The sequence below is a fragment of the Paenibacillus thalictri genome (assembly GCF_004307995.1).
GTDB lineage: Bacteria > Bacillota > Bacilli > Paenibacillales > NBRC-103111 > Paenibacillus_AF > Paenibacillus_AF thalictri.
Genome location: NZ_SIRE01000007.1, coordinates 242,828 through 263,270 on the forward strand (window position 1 = coordinate 242,828; position 20,443 = coordinate 263,270).

General features: G+C 54.0%; 12 protein-coding genes. 9 read left to right on the forward strand and 3 right to left on the reverse strand.

Annotation, left to right across the window (positions count from 1 at the left end; genetic code table 11):
- Positions 1–36: 36 nt before the first annotated feature.
- Both EYB31_RS11455 and EYB31_RS11460 read right to left on the reverse strand, forming a co-directional pair.
- Positions 37–1,020, reverse strand: a complete 984-nt coding sequence (locus tag EYB31_RS11455) for an aldose 1-epimerase (protein WP_131013459.1) — start codon at positions 1,018–1,020, stop codon at positions 37–39.
- Between the two features lie 44 nt (positions 1,021–1,064).
- Positions 1,065–3,029 carry an S-layer homology domain-containing protein gene (locus EYB31_RS11460; protein ID WP_131013460.1) on the reverse strand — a complete coding sequence of 655 codons (1,965 nt, stop codon included), beginning with the start codon at positions 3,027–3,029 and terminating at the stop codon, positions 1,065–1,067.
- 406 nt (positions 3,030–3,435) lie between these two features.
- On the opposite strand from EYB31_RS11460, the gene trpB reads away from it, so the two are divergent.
- Positions 3,436–4,596: a tryptophan synthase subunit beta gene (gene trpB, locus EYB31_RS11465; protein ID WP_131013461.1), complete on the forward strand. Its 1,161-nt coding sequence runs from the start codon at positions 3,436–3,438 to the stop codon at positions 4,594–4,596.
- 1,026 nt (positions 4,597–5,622) lie between these two features.
- On the opposite strand, the gene EYB31_RS11470 is transcribed toward trpB, so the two are convergent.
- The gene (locus EYB31_RS11470) at positions 5,623–7,134 is read right to left on the reverse strand and encodes a sulfatase family protein (RefSeq protein WP_240762318.1); all 1,512 of its coding nucleotides are present in this window, start codon (positions 7,132–7,134) and stop codon (positions 5,623–5,625) included.
- 130 nt (positions 7,135–7,264) lie between these two features.
- Between EYB31_RS11470 and EYB31_RS11475 the strand changes: the two genes are divergently transcribed.
- The 8 genes from EYB31_RS11475 (at position 7,265) to EYB31_RS11510 (ending at position 20,400) form a co-directional block, all read left to right on the forward strand.
- A complete protein-coding gene (locus tag EYB31_RS11475) occupies positions 7,265–8,107 on the forward strand; it encodes an AraC family transcriptional regulator (protein ID WP_131013463.1) in 843 nt (280 codons plus the stop codon).
- Between the two features lie 489 nt (positions 8,108–8,596).
- Entirely contained in the window at positions 8,597–10,885 is a 2,289-nt protein-coding gene (locus EYB31_RS11480) for a helix-turn-helix domain-containing protein (protein ID WP_165452352.1), read from the forward strand.
- Between the two features lie 352 nt (positions 10,886–11,237).
- The gene (locus EYB31_RS11485; protein WP_131013465.1) at positions 11,238–12,203 is read left to right on the forward strand and encodes an ABC transporter permease; all 966 of its coding nucleotides are present in this window, start codon (positions 11,238–11,240) and stop codon (positions 12,201–12,203) included.
- Positions 12,204–12,221: 18 nt separating this feature from the next.
- Positions 12,222–13,094: a carbohydrate ABC transporter permease gene (locus tag EYB31_RS11490; protein ID WP_131013466.1), complete on the forward strand. Its 873-nt coding sequence runs from the start codon at positions 12,222–12,224 to the stop codon at positions 13,092–13,094.
- Between the two features lie 101 nt (positions 13,095–13,195).
- Complete coding sequence (locus EYB31_RS11495; protein WP_131013467.1) at positions 13,196–14,740, forward strand: extracellular solute-binding protein; 1,545 nt, start codon at positions 13,196–13,198, stop codon at positions 14,738–14,740.
- 181 nt (positions 14,741–14,921) lie between these two features.
- Entirely contained in the window at positions 14,922–17,006 is a 2,085-nt protein-coding gene (locus EYB31_RS11500; protein WP_165452353.1) for a beta-galactosidase trimerization domain-containing protein, read from the forward strand.
- Between the two features lie 116 nt (positions 17,007–17,122).
- Positions 17,123–17,935, forward strand: coding sequence for an MBL fold metallo-hydrolase (locus tag EYB31_RS11505; protein ID WP_131013469.1), 813 nt, complete (start codon positions 17,123–17,125; stop codon positions 17,933–17,935).
- A 347-nt stretch (positions 17,936–18,282) separates the two neighbouring features.
- The gene (locus EYB31_RS11510; protein WP_131013470.1) at positions 18,283–20,400 is read left to right on the forward strand and encodes a beta-galactosidase; all 2,118 of its coding nucleotides are present in this window, start codon (positions 18,283–18,285) and stop codon (positions 20,398–20,400) included.
- Positions 20,401–20,443: the final 43 nt, after the last annotated feature.

Here is a 20,443-nt window from a genome sequence, read left to right on the forward strand (position 1 = left end):
GACGGAAATGAAAGGGCAGGCAGGCCAGTATTTAATTTACAGCATGAATCGACTATACGTTTTCTCCCAGTAAACGGAGCATTGGAACGAAACGGCTTGCCCCGGCTCAACCGCACGCGCGCCGGTCAGCTCCGCCGCCCACGGCAAATTAAAGCAATCGGTGACGCACGAATACGGCTCCAGCGAGACAGCGGCACCCCACGACGGTTTAAAGACCACCATGTAAGGGAATACGGCGTCCGTCTCGTAGACGATGGCGGCATTTTTCCCTGGGAATTTGATCTCCGAGCGGTTGGTGCCGTTATTCATTTGCAGCAGTTGGTAACCTTCAGCAGGAATGTCCGGGAAAACGACGCCATCCGGGTACGACCGGCTGAAGGAGGTTTCCTCAGGCAGCGACGCAACAAACAAGTTCTGCACCGGCCATTCGTTTATTGAGGGAACGATGACGGTATGCTCCGCCAATTCCTCGCCGAGCTGGAAATAAGGATGGAAGCCAAGTGCGAACGGCGCGGCTTCCGCTCCTTCGTTTTTGACAAGCCCTTCCAGGATCAGGCGGCCGTTCCACAGCCGGTATGTCATCAAGAAGGACAGCGGATGCGGAAACGCCGCCATGATGTCCGGGTGATCGGCGAAATCGAACTGGCAGGCGATAAAAGCGCCTTCTTCTTCCGAAGCGCCGTAATCGACGACCTTCCACGGTCTGCGGGTCAGCTCGCCGTGAATATAATGACCGTCTGAGTTGGGCGGCAGCTCATAGCTGCGGCCTTGAAACGAGAAGCGGCCTTCTCTGATGCGGTTGGGCGGGAACAGAAACGGAATGCCGTACCTCGTCGGCGAAGCCGCCAGCGCGCCAAGATCGGGCGGAGGCAGCAGCAGCGATTGACCCGATACCGTAAACCGGAATGCGTTATTGCCGATCGCAGGCACGATTTGCGCCTCCGCTTCGTGTGCGGCATCCAGCAGCACGTACACCGCTTCTCCTTGTTCATTTACAAGCTGAATGCGATAGGAATCCATGATTGTCCTCCATGTGAGGGAATAATTGCTATTCCATTATACCATCATTTTTGGTAATAGACGCTTTTTGTGACGGTCGAGCTTTTACCAAGATTGTTTACGGCTTTAATGACCAAGGAGTTTTCGCCCAGCTTCAGGGGAACATACTTCGAGAAACTGCCCCAAGAGCTGTCGATTTGCTCGTCGTTCAAATAAACGACGGGCCTGCTGTCGTTTTTGTCGGAGACGGTGCCGCTGATGGTGATGGACGAACGGCTTGTCGTTTCCGGAATATCGTACACCTTCAGAACGGGTCCGCCAACGTTAAACGTGATTGTTTTGGTGACGACGGTTGTTTTGCCGCTGCTGTTCCTGGCTTTGAACACCAGGGTGTTCTCGCCTTCTTCGAGCTGGACGGTTTTGGAAAAGCTGCCCCAGAAGCTGTCGAGCTTCGCATCGTTTAAATAAACGATGGGCCTGCTGTCGTTTTTATCGGATACGGTGCCGGTGACGGAGATCGATTGTGACGAAGTGGAATCGGGAATGTCGTCCACCTTAAGAATCGGGCCGTCGGTGGTCAGGAAGATCGTTTTGGTGACGACGGTCGTTTTGCCGCTGCTGTTTCTGGCTTTGAACACCAGGGTATTCTCGCCTTCCTGGAGATCGATGTATTTGGAGAAGCTGCCCCAGAAGCTGTCGAGCTTCACGTCATTTAGATAGACGACGGGTTTGTAGTCGTTTTGATCAGACACGGTGCCGGTGACGGAAATCGAGTGCGACGAAGTGGAGTCGGGAATGTCGTCTACCTTCAGAATCGGGCCGTCGCTGATCAGCGTAATCGTTTTGGTGACGATCGCCGTTTTGCCGCTGCGGTTTTTGGCCTTGAACACCAGGGCGTTCTCGCCTTCCTGCAGTTGGACGTTCGTATGATAGCTGCCCGAATAACCGCCCCAATAGGTGTCGAACTTCTGGTTGTTTAAATAAACGGCGGGGCTGTTGTCGTTCGCATCGGAAACCGACCAAGAAACATAAAACGACTGCGATGATGTGGACTCGGGAATGTCGTCCACCGTAATTTGCGGGGGCTCGATCTCGTAGACAATCGTCTTGTACACCGTAACCGTCTTGCCGTTGGCCGCTTTGGCGACAATCTGGATCTCGTAGCTTCCTTCTTCATCGACCTTGAAGCCTTCCTTGAAAAAGCCGTCGGTGACGGTGACCGGCTGATCGTTAATATATACCTTGGCGCCCGCCGTCACGGTACCCTGTACGTAAAACGTGCCCGATCCGGTTTTCGCCGGGACGCTGACCTTTAATATGGGAACTTCGCTCTGATCCTGGGAGGACGCCTTGATGCTTCTGTACAGCAGTGTGGCGATTTCCGCGCGGGTGATCGGCTTATCCGGGCGGAATGTGCCGTCTTCGTACCCGCTGATCAGCGCTTTTTCCGTGGCGATGGCGACATAGTCGCGAATACCGTATGAGATGAGATCGGTGTCCTTGAATTTTCTTCGCAGTATATTTTTATCGTTTAAATCGCTGGCCGATAAACCGAGGATTTTGACCAGAGCGACGGCAACATCTTCTCTTGTCGCCTTGATGTCCGGGCTGAAGAACGCTTTGCCGCCGGGAGGATAATAGCCGGTCAGGAACGTTTTGGCCGCCTCCACGTAACCGTAAGACCATCTACCCGGATCGACGTCGTAATACGAAGGAGCCGAAGGCGAAGGGATGTCCAAATAAAACGTCGTAGAAATCAGCTTGGCGAATTCTTCCCGCGTAATCTGATTTTCCGGTTTAAACGTCTCGTCTTCGTACCCGTTGATATAGCCCTTTCTGCTCAAATCGGAAATCGCTTCATAGGCCCAATAATCGTTCTTTAAATCGACAAAGGTGACGTTTTGCTGAATGACTGCGCCGTTTGTCGCCTGGTTCTGCAAGACGTTTGGGCCGGCGGCAAATGCGGTGAAAGACGGGCTTTGAAGCAGCATCGCGCACAGCAGCAAGCTGGTGAGCCTTTTGCTTTTCATTGTGCTGATCATCCTCCCTTATATCATTCATATTTAGTTCAATAAACCTGTTTACCCAATAAATGGTACTATAGTCCTGTGGAAACCGTCAATCATTTTGCGGGTTATACGGAACAATCGATTAAGGGAACAGCGGAGGGAGGGACTTGGGGATCTGAACAAGCGCAGCGGTTGCCGCGGGCTGTCCGATACGCTTATTTTTCAGTTCGATGCAAGAGGGGAGAGCGGGCAAGGAAACGCGCGCCGTACATACCCGGCCGAAGACCAAAGGTTCGCGGTTTGCCGGGGAAAAGGTGTGCGGGCGTTGTAAATTATTTTGACAAAGGTAAATTTATTATTTTATGATAAAAGAGATGAAAACGCAATCACATTTCTTCATCCCATTTTTTTGTCGGAGGTAGGTCCAATGAGTCAGGAAACGGTTCAGGAAGGTTATTTCGGCGAGTTCGGCGGCAGCTTTGTTCCCCCGGAACTGCAGGAAGTGCTGGAGTATTTGAGCTCCCAGTTTTACAAGTTTAAGGATGATCCCGAATTTGTCGAAGAGTACAAATATTACCTGCGTGAATATGTGGGCCGCGAGAACCCGCTGACTTATGCCGAGCGCATCACGGAAAAGTGGGGCGGCGCGAAAATTTACTTGAAGCGCGAGGATTTGAATCATACCGGCGCTCATAAAATCAACAACGTGGTCGGGCAAATTTTGCTTGCTAAGCGAATGGGAGCCAAACGGGTCATCGCCGAGACGGGCGCGGGCCAGCATGGTGTGGCTACGGCTACGGCTTGCGCGATGTTCGGCATGGATTGCGTCATCTATATGGGCGCGGAAGATACCCGCCGCCAAGCGCTGAACGTATTCCGCATGGAGCTGCTGGGCGCGAAGGTTGTCGCTGTCACCAAAGGACAAGCCCGTCTGAAAGACGCCGTGGACGAAGCGCTCAACGATTTGGTGCAAAATTACAAAAACACGTTTTATTTGCTTGGTTCGGCGGTTGGCCCACATCCGTTCCCGACGATGGTCAAGCATTTCCAATCGATCGTCAGCGAGGAATCGAAGCGGCAAATTCTGGAGAAGGAAGGCAGACTGCCGGATGCGGTGCTGGCTTGCGTAGGCGGCGGCAGCAATGCGATCGGCGCGTTTGCCCATTACATCGACGAGTCTTCCGTACGTCTGATCGGCGTGGAACCGGATCAAGCGGCTACGCTGACCGAAGGCGTGCCAAGCATCATCCACGGCTTTAAGTGTCTCGTATTGCTGGACGAGCAGGGCAATCCGCGGCCAACGTATTCCATCGCGGCGGGACTCGATTATCCGGGCATTGGTCCGGAGCACAGCCATCTGAAGGTGACCGGCCGCGCGGAATACGTAACGGTGACCAACGATGAGGTGCTTGCGGCGTTCCAGGAGCTGTCGCGCGCCGAAGGCATCATCCCTGCGCTGGAAAGCTCGCATGCGGTGGCATATGCCAAGAAGCTCGCGCCGACGCTGGGTAAAGACGGCATCATCATCGTCAACTTGTCCGGCCGCGGCGACAAGGACGTCGAGCAAGTGTTTCACATGTTGAAATAATTGTACTTGCTTCTTTTAGGAAGCGTCCGGCCAAAACGGCCGGACGGAAAAAGGCTGCAGACCGTCGTTGGATCGACGGCTGCAGCCTTTTTGTTAAGTGAGCGGGCGGGTATATGCCAAAGTTGTCGAGATAAGAAGTCGATGGACTGAAGTTTGCCGATGGGCCAAAGCTGTCGATGGACCAAGGTCGTCGATGGACCAAGGTCATCGATGGACCAAAGTTTGTCACGGGAATGATCAAGCTTCTTTTATGTGTCACGACTCGTTCTGGACATGGTAATGAGTTCTTCGCGGCGAAAGCAGTGTATGCTTCTTTTATGCGGCGTGTCCTGTTCCGGACATAAAGCCCACTTGGGTGGATAACGGACTGAGTGAGACCGGACTGAGTGAAACTGTAGATTCATTGTGCGTCTCCTAGCTTGGAGAAACCTCCGCTCTAACGGACGTGAGCGCTGCCCTGTAAACCAAATCTGAGGTTTGCTGCATGTAACGGACACAGGCGCTCTTATTTGGCCTACTATCGCGGTTTCTACGACTTTTTTGGGCAAATAAAGTCTCCTGCGTCCGTTAGAAATGATAACCCCGATTTTTTTGCCAAATAAAGGCGCTCCTGTCCGTAAGAGTTGAGGCATGACGTTCGCATGCGTAAGGCTAGCCATAACGACGAGATGTCCGCTAAAGACAGCCAGCAACGATCAACTTTAATGGAGGTCGAACGAATCAAAATCGCTCCATTTGCTGCGTTCAAGCATTGTATGGTTCCAGTTTACTCCATGAACCCGTTACGATTGCGCTAATGCAGCCAATACGAGCGAGATCCGATTACCAGCCATTATCGCTTACCCGACAACAATGGAGTATATGCCGGTTCCATTGTTTAGAGTATATCTTCATGCAATAACAGTGCGTTGCTCGCTCAGCAGGATGAGGCGGACTGAAGCCCCACGCTGCCCTCGTCGAAGCCGGACTCCGTCTTCGCAGCGGTGACGGTTCGGACCGCCGGCACGCGCCGGGTCAGCCGGAGCTTTACGCGTGATGGATGCGCGGCATCGGTAGCGGTTCTTTGCCCAGCTCGGCCCATACGTATTTGAGCAGCAGCTCGGTTTTGAGCGCGGCATGCTGCGGGTCATCCCACAAGTTATGCAGCTCGCCGGGATCTTCCGCGAGATCGAATATTTCGCCGTAGGTTTGGTTGTAGTACACCGTGATTTTATACCGCTCGTTGACGTATGTCTTCTGATGGATGGTCGTCGCTTCATGCCGGAATTCGCAAATCGCATGATCCCGTGCGCTGGAGGCGCGTCCAAGCCATACGTCGCTTTGATCGACGCCGGTCATCGCATGCGGCACGGGAATGCCAGTCATGCTCAGGAAGGTCGGAGCCAAATCGACAAGCGATTGAATCGCTGACGATTGCTGCCCGGCCGGCACATGTCCCGGGTAACGTACGATAAACGGCAGCTTGATCAAATCCTCGTAATGGAAGCCGCCCTTGAACTGCAGGCCGTGCTGCCCGAAGAAGTGCCCGTGGTCGGTTGTGAATACGACAATCGTGTTGTCGGCGAGCCCCAACTCATCAAGTTTGTTAAGAATGTGCCCAATGTAATGATCCATACAGCTGATCATGCCGTAGTAGGTGGCGACAAGCTGCTTGCGTTCGCTGTCCGAAATTTGCGTGTGCGAATGGTAGCCATGAATGCCGTAGCCGCTTTCTTTTAAATATGAAAAGTCAGGGTTGTCCTCTTGGGTCAGCCGGAAATGCGGCGGATTCTGCTCATGTTCGCCCGGTGTAACGGCAGGGATCGTAAGTTTGTCCGGGTCATACATCGTATCCCATGGCTCGGGAACCAAATACGGCGGATGCGGGTCAAAAAAGCTCGACCATAAGAAAAAGCTCTCGTCGTTTTCTTTGTATTGTTCAAGCAAGGCGTTGGTTCGTTCCGCAATCCACGTATTGTAGTGATATTTCTCCGGAATCGCCCATTTGTGCAGCTGATTCGGGTCCATCGTGCCCGTCGGAGCGACATAATAATCGCGCCAGTTGGCGCAGCCCTTCTCCTCCATCCAAATCGCGTAGTGCTGCCCGGCATGCGCTTCGTTTGTATGGTTGCGGGCCAGTTCGACATGATCGAAGCCGTAGAACGGTCCGTTAAACTGCTTCCAGAACTCGAGGTCCTGCATAATCGGATACGACTCCAACGAAGGGTAATCTTCGGTGCTTTTCAGCGGTTGAAAATGCGCTTTACCTACAAGTCCCGTGCGGTATCCGGCATTGGAGAAATCTTCGCCGACCGTATGACGGTCTTCCAGAAGCTTCGTGCCCAGCGTCCATGCGCCGTGCTGGCTTGGGTACATGCCGGTAATAATGGACGATCTTGTCGGCGTACAGGTCGGATTCGGACAATATGCCCGTGTAAATACAGTGCCTTCACGCGCCAAACGGTCCAGATTCGGGGTCGAAATTTCCGGGTTGAAGGCGCCGATCGTATTCCAGTGCTGCTGGTCGCTGGTGATTAGCAAAATGTTGGGTTTCTTCACTGCTTGTTCACTCCTTGGGCTGGCGTTTATAATAAACATATTAATTGCGCTTGCTGCGGATTGAAATATCATTATGTTTTATTTGTCATTTTGTTGACTGAGACTTGGAGGAAAGGGGCGAAGGAGGAACATGCAGGAATATGCGCACGAATTTGCCGATATCCGCTACGCTTTGCCGACGCCGCTGCAAACCACAGGGGGCTGCTGGATCGTCAGGGCGGGCCAGAACATTGCCAAGCCGGAATACAATGTCGGACCGAAAGTCATCGGCCAATACGGTTTTCATATGGTTCTTGAAGGTACTGTGCAGGTAGCGGACGGCAACGAGCCGGTGAAGTTGTCCAAGGGTGATATATTTTGCTTGTTCCCGGGCAGGGCTTACACGTACAAAACGTTGTCCGGATCGCGGCCGCCGCTGGAGATGAGCTGGTTTGCGCTTTCCGGCGGGCAGACCGAGTTGCTGCTCGGCGAACTGGGGCTGACGCCGGAGGCGTATTTTATGCGGCAGGCGCTTAATCAACCGGCCATTCGCACGATCAAACGGCTGCTACTGCTGTTTCAGAAGGAAACGGCCGATCCGCTGCTGGAGCAAAGCCTACTGTATGAGCTGATTTGGAGATTGAAGCCCAAATCCGCCGCCGTCAAGCAATCCTCCGAGCCCAAAAGAAATTGGGTGGCCAAGGTGAAGGAATATTTGGAGCTCCATTACACGGAGCAAATCCGCATCGAGGAAGCGGCCGATTACGCCGGTGTTCACCGTTCGCATCTGTACGTTTCTTTCAGCAAACAATACGGCTGCTCGCCGATGCAATATTTGCAGCGGCTGCGGATGGACAAGGGCGCTCAGATGCTCAAGCAAACCCCACTGACCGTCACGGAAATTGCGCTGTCGCTTGGTTATCCCGACTTGTATTCGTTTACGCGCGCATTTTCGAAATATTTCGGGTTATCGCCGACGGCTTACCGGGACTAGACTGTGGACGAACCGGTCAGGAGCGTAGCCGTAGAGGCGACCGCCGCTATGAGGCACCATGACGCGCGTGGGGGACGACCACCGCTATGCGAGTCCGGGACGCGCACTCGGGAGCTACCGCCGCCACGCAGCACCGGGATGAGCGCCCGGAGCAACCGCCGCTATGAGGCACCATGACGCGTGTGGAAGCGACCGCCGCCAAGCGGCGCCGAGACGAGCGCTCGTAGGCAGCCGCTGCCATGCGAAGCCATGACGCGCGCTTGGAACAACCACCGCCATACGGCAGCGGGACGCGCTTGGGGACGACCGCCGCCACACGGCACCGGGATGCGCTCATGGATTCGCGCGGGAAAATACTGTCCAACAGGCCCCGGACGGGCTTCTGCAGCGCCTTTTCGCCGAAAAGTAAAGAAATTTCTGTATATTGCCGCTCCCGGCAACCTTATAATACTTATCAAAAACGGTAAAAGTGGGGGAGGGGCTCACGAGTTGACTGGTTGGTATACAAAACTGATGACACTGCTATTCGGCGGTTATCCCTTTAAGCGAGGCCGCTACTTTTACCGCTTGATCTGGCTGGGCTGCATTTCGGCATGCGTGCCCGTCATGCTGGCCGGGATCGTCTATTATCATTTTTCCCTTACCAATTTGTCCAATCAGATGATGTCCGAGAATGCATCGTCGCTGATCATTATTGAAAACCGCGTTGAACGGGTCATACAGGGGATTGAACGCGATGCCTTGCAGTTAGCCGACGAACCTTTGATCAAAGAAAGCTTGTCCATGGAAAACTTCGGTGCGGCCCGGCTGTATCATTCCCAACTGCTGGACTATTTAATCCGCCAAAAAAATTCCCGGGATTTCGTAGAATCGATCTACTACTACAACAACAGTGCAAACATCCTGTTAACGACAGAACTTGGATATGTGCTGCCCAGCGAACTGAAGATAAAGTCCGACCTCGATTCCATTCTGAAAATCAAACGCAGCCAATGGGTGTTTTTGCCCGAAGCGGAGAAGAAGGGGCTGGTCAGTTTTGTCCGCTTGATCCCTTCCACTGCCAATCAAACGCCGGCCGGCGTGCTGGTGTTCCAGATCAAAATCAATATGATCCGGGAATATTTAACCGAATATTCGATGCTTTTGGAGAAGTCCGTCTATGTGCTTGACCAGCAAAACCGGCTTTTATTTGCAGGCGGCAATGGGGAAATGGAAGAAGGAGGCGAACGGTTGGTCCGCGACATCCAAGCTTTAGGTCCGGGAAACGGCACGGTGACGGATGCGGAAGGCAGCAATTTTCTGTACAGCTATGTGAAATCCGATTTGGGCCGGTCATTCATTTCGGTCATTCCCGAAAGCTCGCTGGCGGCGCGTATTTGGTGGATCCGCTGGGTATCGATCTGCACGTTGCTGCTGCTGCTCGGACTGGGGCTTTTGCTTTCGCTGATTATTTCCCGAAGAGCGTACAACCCATTGCAAAACCTGATGAAATACGGTTCGGCGGTGAGTCAGACAGGGACTAACGGCCATGATCAGAACGAATTCGTGTTTATTATGGACTGTTTTAACCAATTAAGATCGCAAACCCAATCCCTTTCCGTGCTTGTCAAAAATCTGGAGCCTACCTCCAGAGAGAGATTCCTGCAGAAGCTGCTTACCCGGGATTATATGAATGAGAAGACGCTGCGCGAGGAATGCGAAACGTTCAAAATCCCCGTGTACGGCGACTATTGGGCTGTAGTTATCGATATCGATCATTATTATAAAAATACCCGCTACATTCCCGAAGACCGGCCTATCCTTTCTTTTGCGGTATCCAACATCTTGGAAGAGTTGATGAAATCGTTTCCGAAATTGAAAGGCTTTGGCGTCAACGACGCCCACGGAAGAAAAGTCGTGCTGGTGCAGGCGGAAACGATTGAAGAACTGCTCCTTTACGCCCAAAGCGTACATGAATCCGTCGGACAATATTTATCGCTGCAAGCGACCGTTGGCATCGGGCGGATGTACCATCATATCGGGGATATTTCCGTTGCCTACAAAGAAGCATTATTGGCGTTGCAGTACCGGATGTTCGACGAGCAGCCGATTTTGTACATCGACCGCTTGGAAACGGCCGACAAAAGGGAAAGGTTTGTTTATCCGGCGGAAATCGAATCGGCGATATTGCAGGCGCTTAAAGAGGGAGATGAGGCGTCCTCCGGACAAAACATGGAGCAATTTACGAAGCATATCAAATCGTTTCAATCGTACCCATTAACGTTCCAAGCGTATTCGATGCTGCTGTCGTCCATCCTGCACCGGCTTGAAACCTTCGGAGAGCTTCCGCTGGAAGTGCTCGAAGGGAATTCGTTCGAGAAACTCAAGGAGTTCCGCACGGTGGAGGAAATCAACGAGTGGTTTGTAATCGCCTGGTTTCCGCTTTATCTCAAAGCCAGCAGCCAATATCACGGGGCCTACAATCAATCGTACATTCAGCAAATTTGCCGGTTCGTGGAAGAAAACATTTACACTGATATTTCTTTGGTTATTTGCGCCGAGCAGGTGAATATGAATCCGTCTTACGTCAGCAGAGTGTTTAAGAAGGAAAAAGGCGTTTCGTTTGTGGAATACGTCATGGAAATCAAGCTGAACGAAGCGTGCAGGCTGCTGCTTGAAACCGACAAGAGCATCGGCGAAATCGCCGGCCTGCTCGGATATTCGGAAAGAAACTTAAACCGCCTGTTTCAAAAGTTCATGCAGATGCCTCCCGGCCAATATCGCAGCCAGCAGCGTTAGACGGAAACGGTCGCCGATCCGACGGCCCATGTGCAGCTTATGCCTTTTATAGCGAACCCGCTTTTCCTGGAGCGGTTTCGCTTTTTTTTATACACACCAAAGCTTCAGAAATAAATTGACCTTCCTTTCGTCCCGGTAAAAAAACGTCATGCCGGACACGCCGGACCGCTTATGAACAGGCAACGCAAGGCTCTATGTGGAGAAGGTAAAGAAGTTTCTGTATAACGCCTTGAACGGAGCGGTATATAATTCGAGTCAAGCAAGGTCCCGCAGCGGACCACTTCCCATTGAAGCCGCCGGCTAACGCCTGATAAGGGGGCGCCGTACCGGCAGAAAGGATGATAGGACCCTTATGAACCAATCGCAATCGGCTGCGCATGCCTCCAAGCTTGTTTCGAGCAAAACCGCAAAGTCGGGACCGCTGTCCGCAAGGCTCGCCAAACATAAGTACATTTATTTGCTGCTTGCGCCGGGCGTGCTTTATTTTCTTATTTTCAAATATGGACCGATGTGGGGGCTCGTCCTCGCCTTTCAAAATTACAACCCGTTTGGGGGCGTATGGAAAAGCGAGTTTGTCGGGCTGGCGCATTTTAGCGAGCTGCTGAAATCCGACTATTTTTTGATCATGCTGCGCAATACGTTTTTTATCAATTTGTTCGGCCTTGTGTTTTATTTCCCGCTGCCGGTTGTGCTGGCCGTGCTGTTAAACGAGGTGCGCGTGGAGCTGTTCAAACGGATCAGCCAGTCGGTCATTTATTTGCCGCATTTTTTATCATGGGTGGTCGTCGCCAGCGTCACGTATTTTGTGCTTTCTTATGAAGTCGGGTTTATCAATAAGCTGTACCAAACTCTGGGATGGGCAAGAATTCCTTTTTTGTCCAAAACCGATTACTTCTGGGGCATCCTCACGGCGCAGACAATATGGAAAGAAGCGGGCTGGGGCACGATTATCTTTTTGGCGGCGGTGTCCGGGGTCGATCCGCAGCGGTATGAGGCGGCGGTAATTGATGGAGCCTCCCGTTTCAGGCAAGTGTGGCATATCACCTTGCCGGCGATCCGGCCGACCATTCTGATTCTGCTCATTCTCAGGCTCGGCAGCATGGCCGACGTCGGCTTCGAGCAAGTCGTGCTGATGATGAATCCGCAGGTCATCTCGGTGGCCGAAGTGTTTGATACGTACAGTTTTAACCAAGGCATCTTGCTTGGGCAGTACAGCGTTGGCGTCACCGTGGGCATATTTAAAGGGATCATCGGTCTGATCTTTGTATTGGTGTCCAACTATATTGTGAAAAAGCTGGGCCATGAAGGCATTTATTGAGACGGGGGTGAGTGGGATATGAGCTTTGCGCATAAAAAAAAGCTGACACTGGCGGATTATTGCATTATGGGCGCATTGGCGGCGTATTCGCTGGCCTGTCTGATTCCTTTTTTGTACATGCTTGTCGTATCGTTTACCGATCCGTCCGTATATGTGCCGCTGAAGTTGTATGTGCTGCCGGAAAAGTGGTCGCTGGCTTCCTACACGTACATTTTGGGCAATGACCGGTTTCTGGAAGCGTTCAACAACACGGTATTTATTACGGTTATCGGCAGTGTGCTGAGCTTGGCGGTCACCTTCACGATGGCTTATGCCTTGACCCGCAAGCAGCTGCCCGGCAGAGGCATTGTGATTGGCGCTGTCGTGTTTACACTGCTGTTCCATGTCGGGATCATACCCAACTATTTGCTGGTCAAAAATATTGGCTTGCTCAATTCGACCTGGTCGCTCATTTGGCCGACGTTAACAAATGCCTGGAGTATCATCGTGGTCAGAAGTTTCCTTGAATCGCTGCCGTCGGAGCTGGAGGATGCGGCAAGTATCGACGGCTGCAATGACTTGGGCATTTTTACGAAAATCGTGCTCCCGTTGTCCATGCCGGCCGTTGCCGCTTTTGCCTTAATATTTGCGGTGTCGCAGTGGAACATCTATTTTAACGCGCTGATTTATTTATCCGACGCCAGCAAATGGACGCTGCAGTTGCTGGTCAAAACGCTTGTGTTAGATGCCGGGACCAACAGCGTCGACGCTTCGTCGGATGCGATGCAGCTGCCGCAGGAAACAATCCGGATGTCCGCGATTTTGGTTTCGATGGCTCCGATTCTGATCGTGTACCCGTTCCTGCAAAAATATTTCGTCAAAGGCATCATGATCGGCTCCATTAAAGGGTGACAAGGCGGTTGAACCTGAAGAGGGGGTGGTTGCATGTGAAGCTAATGCAAGACCGGCAAGTGCAGGGTAAAATGATGTCCATAAACAAGGAGGTCAATGCGATGAAACGTGCAAAAAGCAAATGGGTGGCGATGACGGCAGCGGTCGCCATACTCGCGGGATGTTCCCAGACGGCGGAGCCAGCGCCGGCACCGAGCACGGCGGCCAAGCCGGGGGAACAGCCGAAGCCGGCAGCGGCGGCGGAGCCTTTAAAGCTGCAGATGATGGTACCTTCGTACGCCGATGTGCCAAAGATGGACGACGAATATTGGAGCGAATATCAGAAGCGAACCGGCACTAAGCTGGAGCTGCAGTGGGTGCCGAGCGGCGACTACGATACGAAATTCGATCTAGTGATGGCTTCCGGCAACATTCCGGAAATTATCGTCGGCAACTCGCTGGGGCGGCCTACGCTGATGAACGCGGTCAAAAACGGGGCGTTTTGGGATTTGACGCCGTTTCTGGGCGATTTCAGCAAATATCCGAATTTGAAAAAATACGCGGCTCCCAAAGCATGGGATTTTCTGAAAGTGGACGGCAAAATTTACGGCGTGCCGAGAAACCGCACGCAAATCGACCCCAGCTTAAAAATCCGCAAAGATTGGCTGGATAAGTTGAACATCCCCGTTCCGACAACTGTGGATGAATATACGGCGGCGTTAAAAAAGATCGTCGACAGCGATCCGGGGGGCAACGGCAAAGGCGCCACGATTGGCCTGATCAACGAAGGTTTCTTGCTGGCGAGCGCAGACCAGCCGATTCTCGCGGCATTTGGCGGATTTGACCCGGCATATAACAGCGAAGGCGGCATGATTCATAAAAACTTGACTCCGGCTTATACCGATCTGGTCGCTTGGACCCGCAAGCTTTATCAAGACGGCATCATTTCCAAGGAATTTCTCAGCATCAAAAATACGCAAGCCGAGCAGCTGTTTACGACAGGCCGCGTCGCCTCGTATTTGCGCAACATTTGGCGGGACTATTCGTTTGAGCAGGAGATCAAGAAGGTGCAGCCGGAAGCGCAGGTCATCTCGCTGCCGCCGCTGAAAGGGCCGAAGGGATACGCGATCTGGCTGCAGCCGGGAACGCTGGGCGCATTTTACATCTCCAAGCAGGTACCGGAAGCCAAGGTGAAGCAAATTCTCGATTATTTCGAGAGAACGATGACGGAAGAATTCCAAAACCTCGCCTATTACGGTATCGAAGGCGTTCATTACAAAGTGGTGGACGGTTCGCCGCAGTTGACCGATTTGGGCAAAAAGCAAATTACCGCCAACGTGCAGCAGCCGCTGCCCTTGCTGTTTAACGATTGGGCCAAGGTGGTGAACCCGGCGGCAAGCAAAGCATACAACGATGCCAAACTGAAGGAAGTCCAGGTGTACGCGGAAAAAGGCAAGTTTGATCCGTTTGCCGTCATTTTCTCCGATTCGTGGACGGCGGTTTGGCCGAAATATGAAAACGAATGGAAATCGATGGTGTCGAAGGCGGCCATGGGAGAAATTTCGATGGACGAATACAAGGCGTATGTCGACAAGCTGAACAATATGCCCGATTTCAAAAAGGCGTATCAGGAATTCGCCAAGAAATACAAGGAATATTACGGCTGACCGAAGGTTGGGTTGAGATGAGGCGGCATGGTTCCCGGCGCGCTGCACCTTGCGCTGGGAATCGCTTCTTTTTGGCGGCGAGAGGGGCGCGTCTTCACGGCCGACAGCTGCAGCCGCCGTACGTTGCACTCTTGGGAACGAGCAAAACATGAGATTAGGAATGCAGAGGGGAGCGAATACAGTGGCAGTGACGGAAGATTTGCCTTGGCACGCCAAGCCGCTTCGGCTGGCGCAAATCAATCTGAACGAATTGGACCCGCAGCGGCTTGACGTCGAGGCGTGGATCGACTATTTAGCGCAAGCCAAAGTGGATGTATTAAGCTTCAACGTCGGCGGCGCCGTCGCCTTTTACCCCAGCGAGCTGCACGGCCATAACATCACCCCGTTTTTGGGCGGACGCGATCCGGTAGACGAACTGACGACGGCTGCGCGAAGCAAGGGCATGAAGGTACTGGCCCGGCTTGATTTCAACCGGACTAAGGACGTGCTGTACCACGAGCATCCGGATTGGTTTACGATCGATTACACCGGCAAGCCGATCATGCATTACGGATTTTACGACGCATGTCCGAGCGGTCCTTATTACAGCGAATTTATGCCTTCAGTGATCCGCGAGATTATGGCGAGGTACCGGTTTGACGGGATTTTTGCCGTCAACTGCCATTATACGTCGTTTACGATTGCCGTTTGCCATTGCGCACACTGCCGCCGCTTGTTCCGCGAAGCGGAGGGGCAGCCGCTTCCCGCTCATCCGGATTGGGACAATCCGGTATGGCACCGGTATATGCGCTGGCGGTACCGGATGACTACAGAGGTTTGGAATTTGCTTAAAAATGTGACACGTGAAGCCGATCCGCAGGCGGTGTTTCTCGGCAATCTGGGCGGCGGCATCAGCCGCAACACACCGCACGGCTGGGAGCTCAGCGAAATCGCCCATTTGGAGGACGCCGTGCAGCAGGAAACGCAAAACCGCGGAGCCGGCGAACCGGTGTTTTTGCCTGCCGAGCAGGGCAAGCTGATGCGTTCGGTCGCACACGGCAAGCAGGTGTGGCTGATGATGAGCTATAACTTCGGCTTCGGGGCGCGTTTCCAGGCGAGTCCGCCGGCGGAGCTGCAGGTGTGGTTTGCCGAAGCGTTTGCCGCCGGCGGACTGCCTTACGTGCATTTTATCGGCGGCCGGCTGCAGGATACGCGCAGTCTGGACACGATCCGCGATCTGCTGGTGTGGCATGCCGCCAACGAGCGGCATCTGGGCGGCGATTCGCTAGCCGAAACCGCCGTTGTTTATTCGCTGCGGACGGTGGACCATTACGGCAAAGACCGCTCGCCGCAGCGTTACGACAGCCATTTCCGCGGCTATTATCAAGCTTTGCTGCGCAGCCATATCCCGTTTGACGTGCTGCATGAAGCAGCATTAGCGCAAACGGACTTAAGCCGCTACAAGGTGCTTGTGCTGCCCAACGCGGCCTGTTTGCCGGAAGAAGCGATCGAGTCGATCCGCGGTTTTGTCCGCAGCGGCGGCGGACTGGTGGCGACCCACGAGACAACGCTGTTTGACGAATGGGGCAAACCGCGGGACGATTTCGCGTTATCCGATTTGTTCGGGGCGCATTATAACGGCCGCACCGTTACCGATCTGTTCCACTCGCATATGCGGATTAAGGGCAGCCATCCCGTTACGGCGGGGCTTGAAGGGACGGAGATGCTGCCTAATGCGGGAGCCGCCTGCTCGGTACATCTTGACGGTGACGCAGCAGCGCCGCTTGTCCTCGTGCCGCCATGCCCGACGTATCCGCCGGAGCTGGCCTGGACGCGGATTGAAGAAACAAGCCAAGCGATGGCCGTCGCGCACGAAGCCGGAGGCCGGGTCGTCTATTTCCCGGGAACGCCGGACCGGCTGTATTGGGAAAACAACCTTCCGGACCATGCCGCCATATTGGCGAACGCCGTGCGCTGGGCGGGAAGTCCGGTTGAAATCGGGCTTCCCGAATGGGAGTCGGTCGACGTCCACTTATACCGGATCGATGGCGCGGTTGTGCTGCATCTTGTCAATTTGACGGGTGCGGAACGGGGCCCGCTGTATAAGCTGAACCCGCTTTACGACGTTCCGGTCTGTTTAAAGCTTCCGGCCGATATTCATGCTGTGGAAGTCCGGGCTTTGGTCGATGCCGGTACTTTGCCGCTGGAGCGGGACGGCGATACGGTCAAGCTGGTCATTCCCGCGCTCCGGCATTACGAGGTGCTCGTATTTGAGCATAAAGCCTAGTGGCGAAAACGAAGAGGCAGGTATGGCTTCATGGGCCTGCCAGCGGGTGCGGGCGAAACGCGCCGTAGATTGGGCGGAGCGAATATTTGAAGCGAGCGGAGCGAGGTGAAACGCACATGCGTATCGACATTTTGTTCGGCGGCCTATCGGGCCGCTCCAGCCGCGGATTTTTAGGCTGGAGCAGCTGCGCGCTGATCATGAGGGAACATATGGTGCCGGTGTTGTTTGACACGGCGGGATTTAATGAGCGGGCCGTTCTGCTGCGCGAATTGGCCCAACGCGGAATTCGGCCCGAAGACATCGGCGCCGTGCTGCTAAGCCATTTTCATTTTGATCATGCGGCCAATTACGGGTTGTTTAAAAATGCTTTTTATTATTTGCATGAACGGGAGATTGGGCACATCAACGATGCGAAATCGCAAGATGCGGCCGTGCTTCGGGAAATGTATCCCCACTTGCAGGGCAGCGGGAGGCTGCGCGTATTGTCCGGCGAATCCGGCGAGGTTGAAGGATTGCGGTGGGTACATACGCCGGGCCACACGCCGGGGTTATTTTCGCTGTTTCTGGAATACGCCGGCGAACGGTGGGTGCTTGCCTCCGATGCGGTGAAACATCAAAGCGAGCTGATCGACGGTATTGCCACGATGACTTTGGACCCGGCCGCCAGCGCGGCCAGCATCGCCAAAATCAAAGCTTACGCCGATATCATCGTGCCGGGGCACGACGGTTTGCTGCGGCTTGAGCGCTCAGACGGGGACGGCGGTTTGCTGCAGCCTGAGCGTGCGAACGATCACGACAGTTTGCTTCGTCCTGAACGAGTGGGCGAGAGCGGCGTTACCCGGATTTATGCCGTAGGGCGGACTACAGTAGAGGTTACCGTGTACACGTCGGATCCGCATGCCGCACATACGGTTGTTCTGGAGAGTTAGCGGGAACGGCTGAAGGCGTGTTTTGCTGCGATTGTTACGGAATGCTGCGAAATGCCGTTAAATTCCACGAAACACAGCGAAATTAAGCGAAATTCTGCGAATTGCTGCAAAGGGCACCATTGGGAACGGTGTGCGGAAGGATGTGACTGAGGAGATACACGTTACGTGAACATGACTACGTGAAATATGCATTACGTGAATGTAAGGATGGCAAGAAGTTGTCAGCCATCGTACCACTGCACCTTGCACGGAGAGCTGCGCGAGCGCCGATAGAAGTTGATGCCGGCCGATGTCCGTTTTCGGCCGGTTTTTACGAAACAAAAATGCTTGTCAGAGAGGAGAACGTTATGGACAGCCGTACAGCACCGCTTATACCGTTTGGAGCCGTTTATTTCAGAAAGTCGAATCCGCCTTCGGAGGATTGGGAAAGAGATTATGCGCAGGCGGCCAAAGACGGCATGAGCTTGTTCCGCCATTGGTTTTTGTGGGGGAATATCGAAGTGGCTCCGGGGCAATTCGATTGGTCGGATTACGATACGCATATGGATTTGGGGGCCAAATACGGGATCAGGACGGTCATAGCCGAACATATCACGTTTACCCCTGAATGGCTTCACAGATCGCACGGCCATCTTCTGCAGATCAGGGCGGACGGCAGCCGCTCGGCTAATGTGATGAACGGCAGCAGCGCAACTGGAGGCAGCAGCAACGGCGCTGCCGGCAGCCTTGATTTTAATTTTGCGGAGGCGCGGGAATATGCCGGCCGTTTTCTGAAGGAGCTGGTCAACCGCTATAAGGATCATCCGGCTATGTACGGTTACGATGTATGGAACGAATGCAACTATCCGGGCAACGTCGGATACAGCACCGCGACCCAGCACAAATTCAGGGGATGGCTGCAGCACAAATACAAGGATCTGAAGACGCTGGGGCGCGTCTGGAGAAGATACAGCTTTGCCGAATGGGAAGACGTGATGGCACCGACCGTCATGGGACCGTACCCGGAATGCCTCGACTGGCTCCAGTTCAAAAAGGACAATTTCTACGAGCTGATGCAATGGCGGATTGATCTCATCCGCAGCTTGGATACCAAAAACAAAATAACCGCACACGGCACGGCGGCCAGCCTGAACAATATGGCGCGCGGGTCGGACGACTGGCTGGCATCCTCCAAGGTGGAGAGCTACGGATTTACATGGGTTACCGCGCGGAAAGGCAGCGATCCGTGGAAGCAGGCAAGTGCCGTTGATTTGGTGCGGGCGGCCTCGCGGGGCAAAACCTTCTGGCATTCGGAGATGCAGGGCGGGCCGCTGTGGCTGCAGCCTGAGGTGATCGGCGGGGCCAAAGACGACTGCCGGATCGCAAAACCGGAGGATGTGCGCATCTGGAACTTGATCTCGCTCGCCCGCGGAGCGCGGGGCGTCATGTATTTGCGCTGGCGGTCGCTGCTGGACGGGCCGCTGTTCGGCGCTTTCGGACTGTACGGTATGGACGGATTGCCGAATCCGCGGTCGGCCGCCGCCGCCCAAATCGCCGCATGGGCCAACGCGCCGGAGCAAGCCGGCTTGTTCCGGTCCGCTCCGGTGCAAGGAGATGTCGGCATCATCGTAGTACCGGAGTCGCAATTGTTTAACGAATTGATGGAGCAGGCCGGCCAAGGGCAATTTTATACGAAATGCGCTTGGGGCGCTTACCGCGGTTTTTTTGACAATCACATCCGCGCCGATTGGGTGCTGCTCGATCATATCGATGAATATAAGGTATTGTATTTGCCTTATCCGATTATGTTGAATCCGGAGTCGGCCGGTAAGCTTCGGCAGTGGGTTTATGACGGGGGAACGTTAATTTCCGAAGGCTGCCCCGCTTATTTCGGGGAACACGGTCGCGCCGGAGTCGTGCAGCCTAATCTGGGGTTGGCCGAGATGATTGGCGTTCTGGAGGAAGACGTCGAGTTTATGCCTGATTTGGGAGAGCATATTTCGTTTCATACGGCGTTGCAAAACCGGGTCCGGGGCGGGTTGTTTCTGCAATCGTACAGGCTCACGCAAGGCAAAGCCTGGGCAAGGTACACCGACGGCCGTATTGCCGGCGCCGAGCATACGTACGGGGCGGGCCGGACCTTGCTGGTCGGAACGTTTCCTTCCGAGGCGTATTACCGGGAGCAGGATGCGAATACGTTGGCATTTTTTAAAGAAGTTGTGGCCTGGAGCGGCGCCAAACCGCTGGTGCAGGCATCGGATCCGAAGCTGCAGCTTGTCGTAAGCGGCGGAGACGGAAACGGAAGCCGGTATTTGTGGGCGCTGAATCCAAGCGTCAACAACATCGCGGCAACTGTGGCCTTCAATGATAGCTGCGGCCCGCTGCCGGTGCCGGAAGCACATTGGGGAGAATGGAGCGGGGATGTCAACGGCAGTTCGCTGACGATCGCTGTGCCGGCGAAAGATGCGGTTGTGCTGCGCATATAATCTGATTTTATAGATTCTGAGCTTTGCCGTGATCAAAATGCGG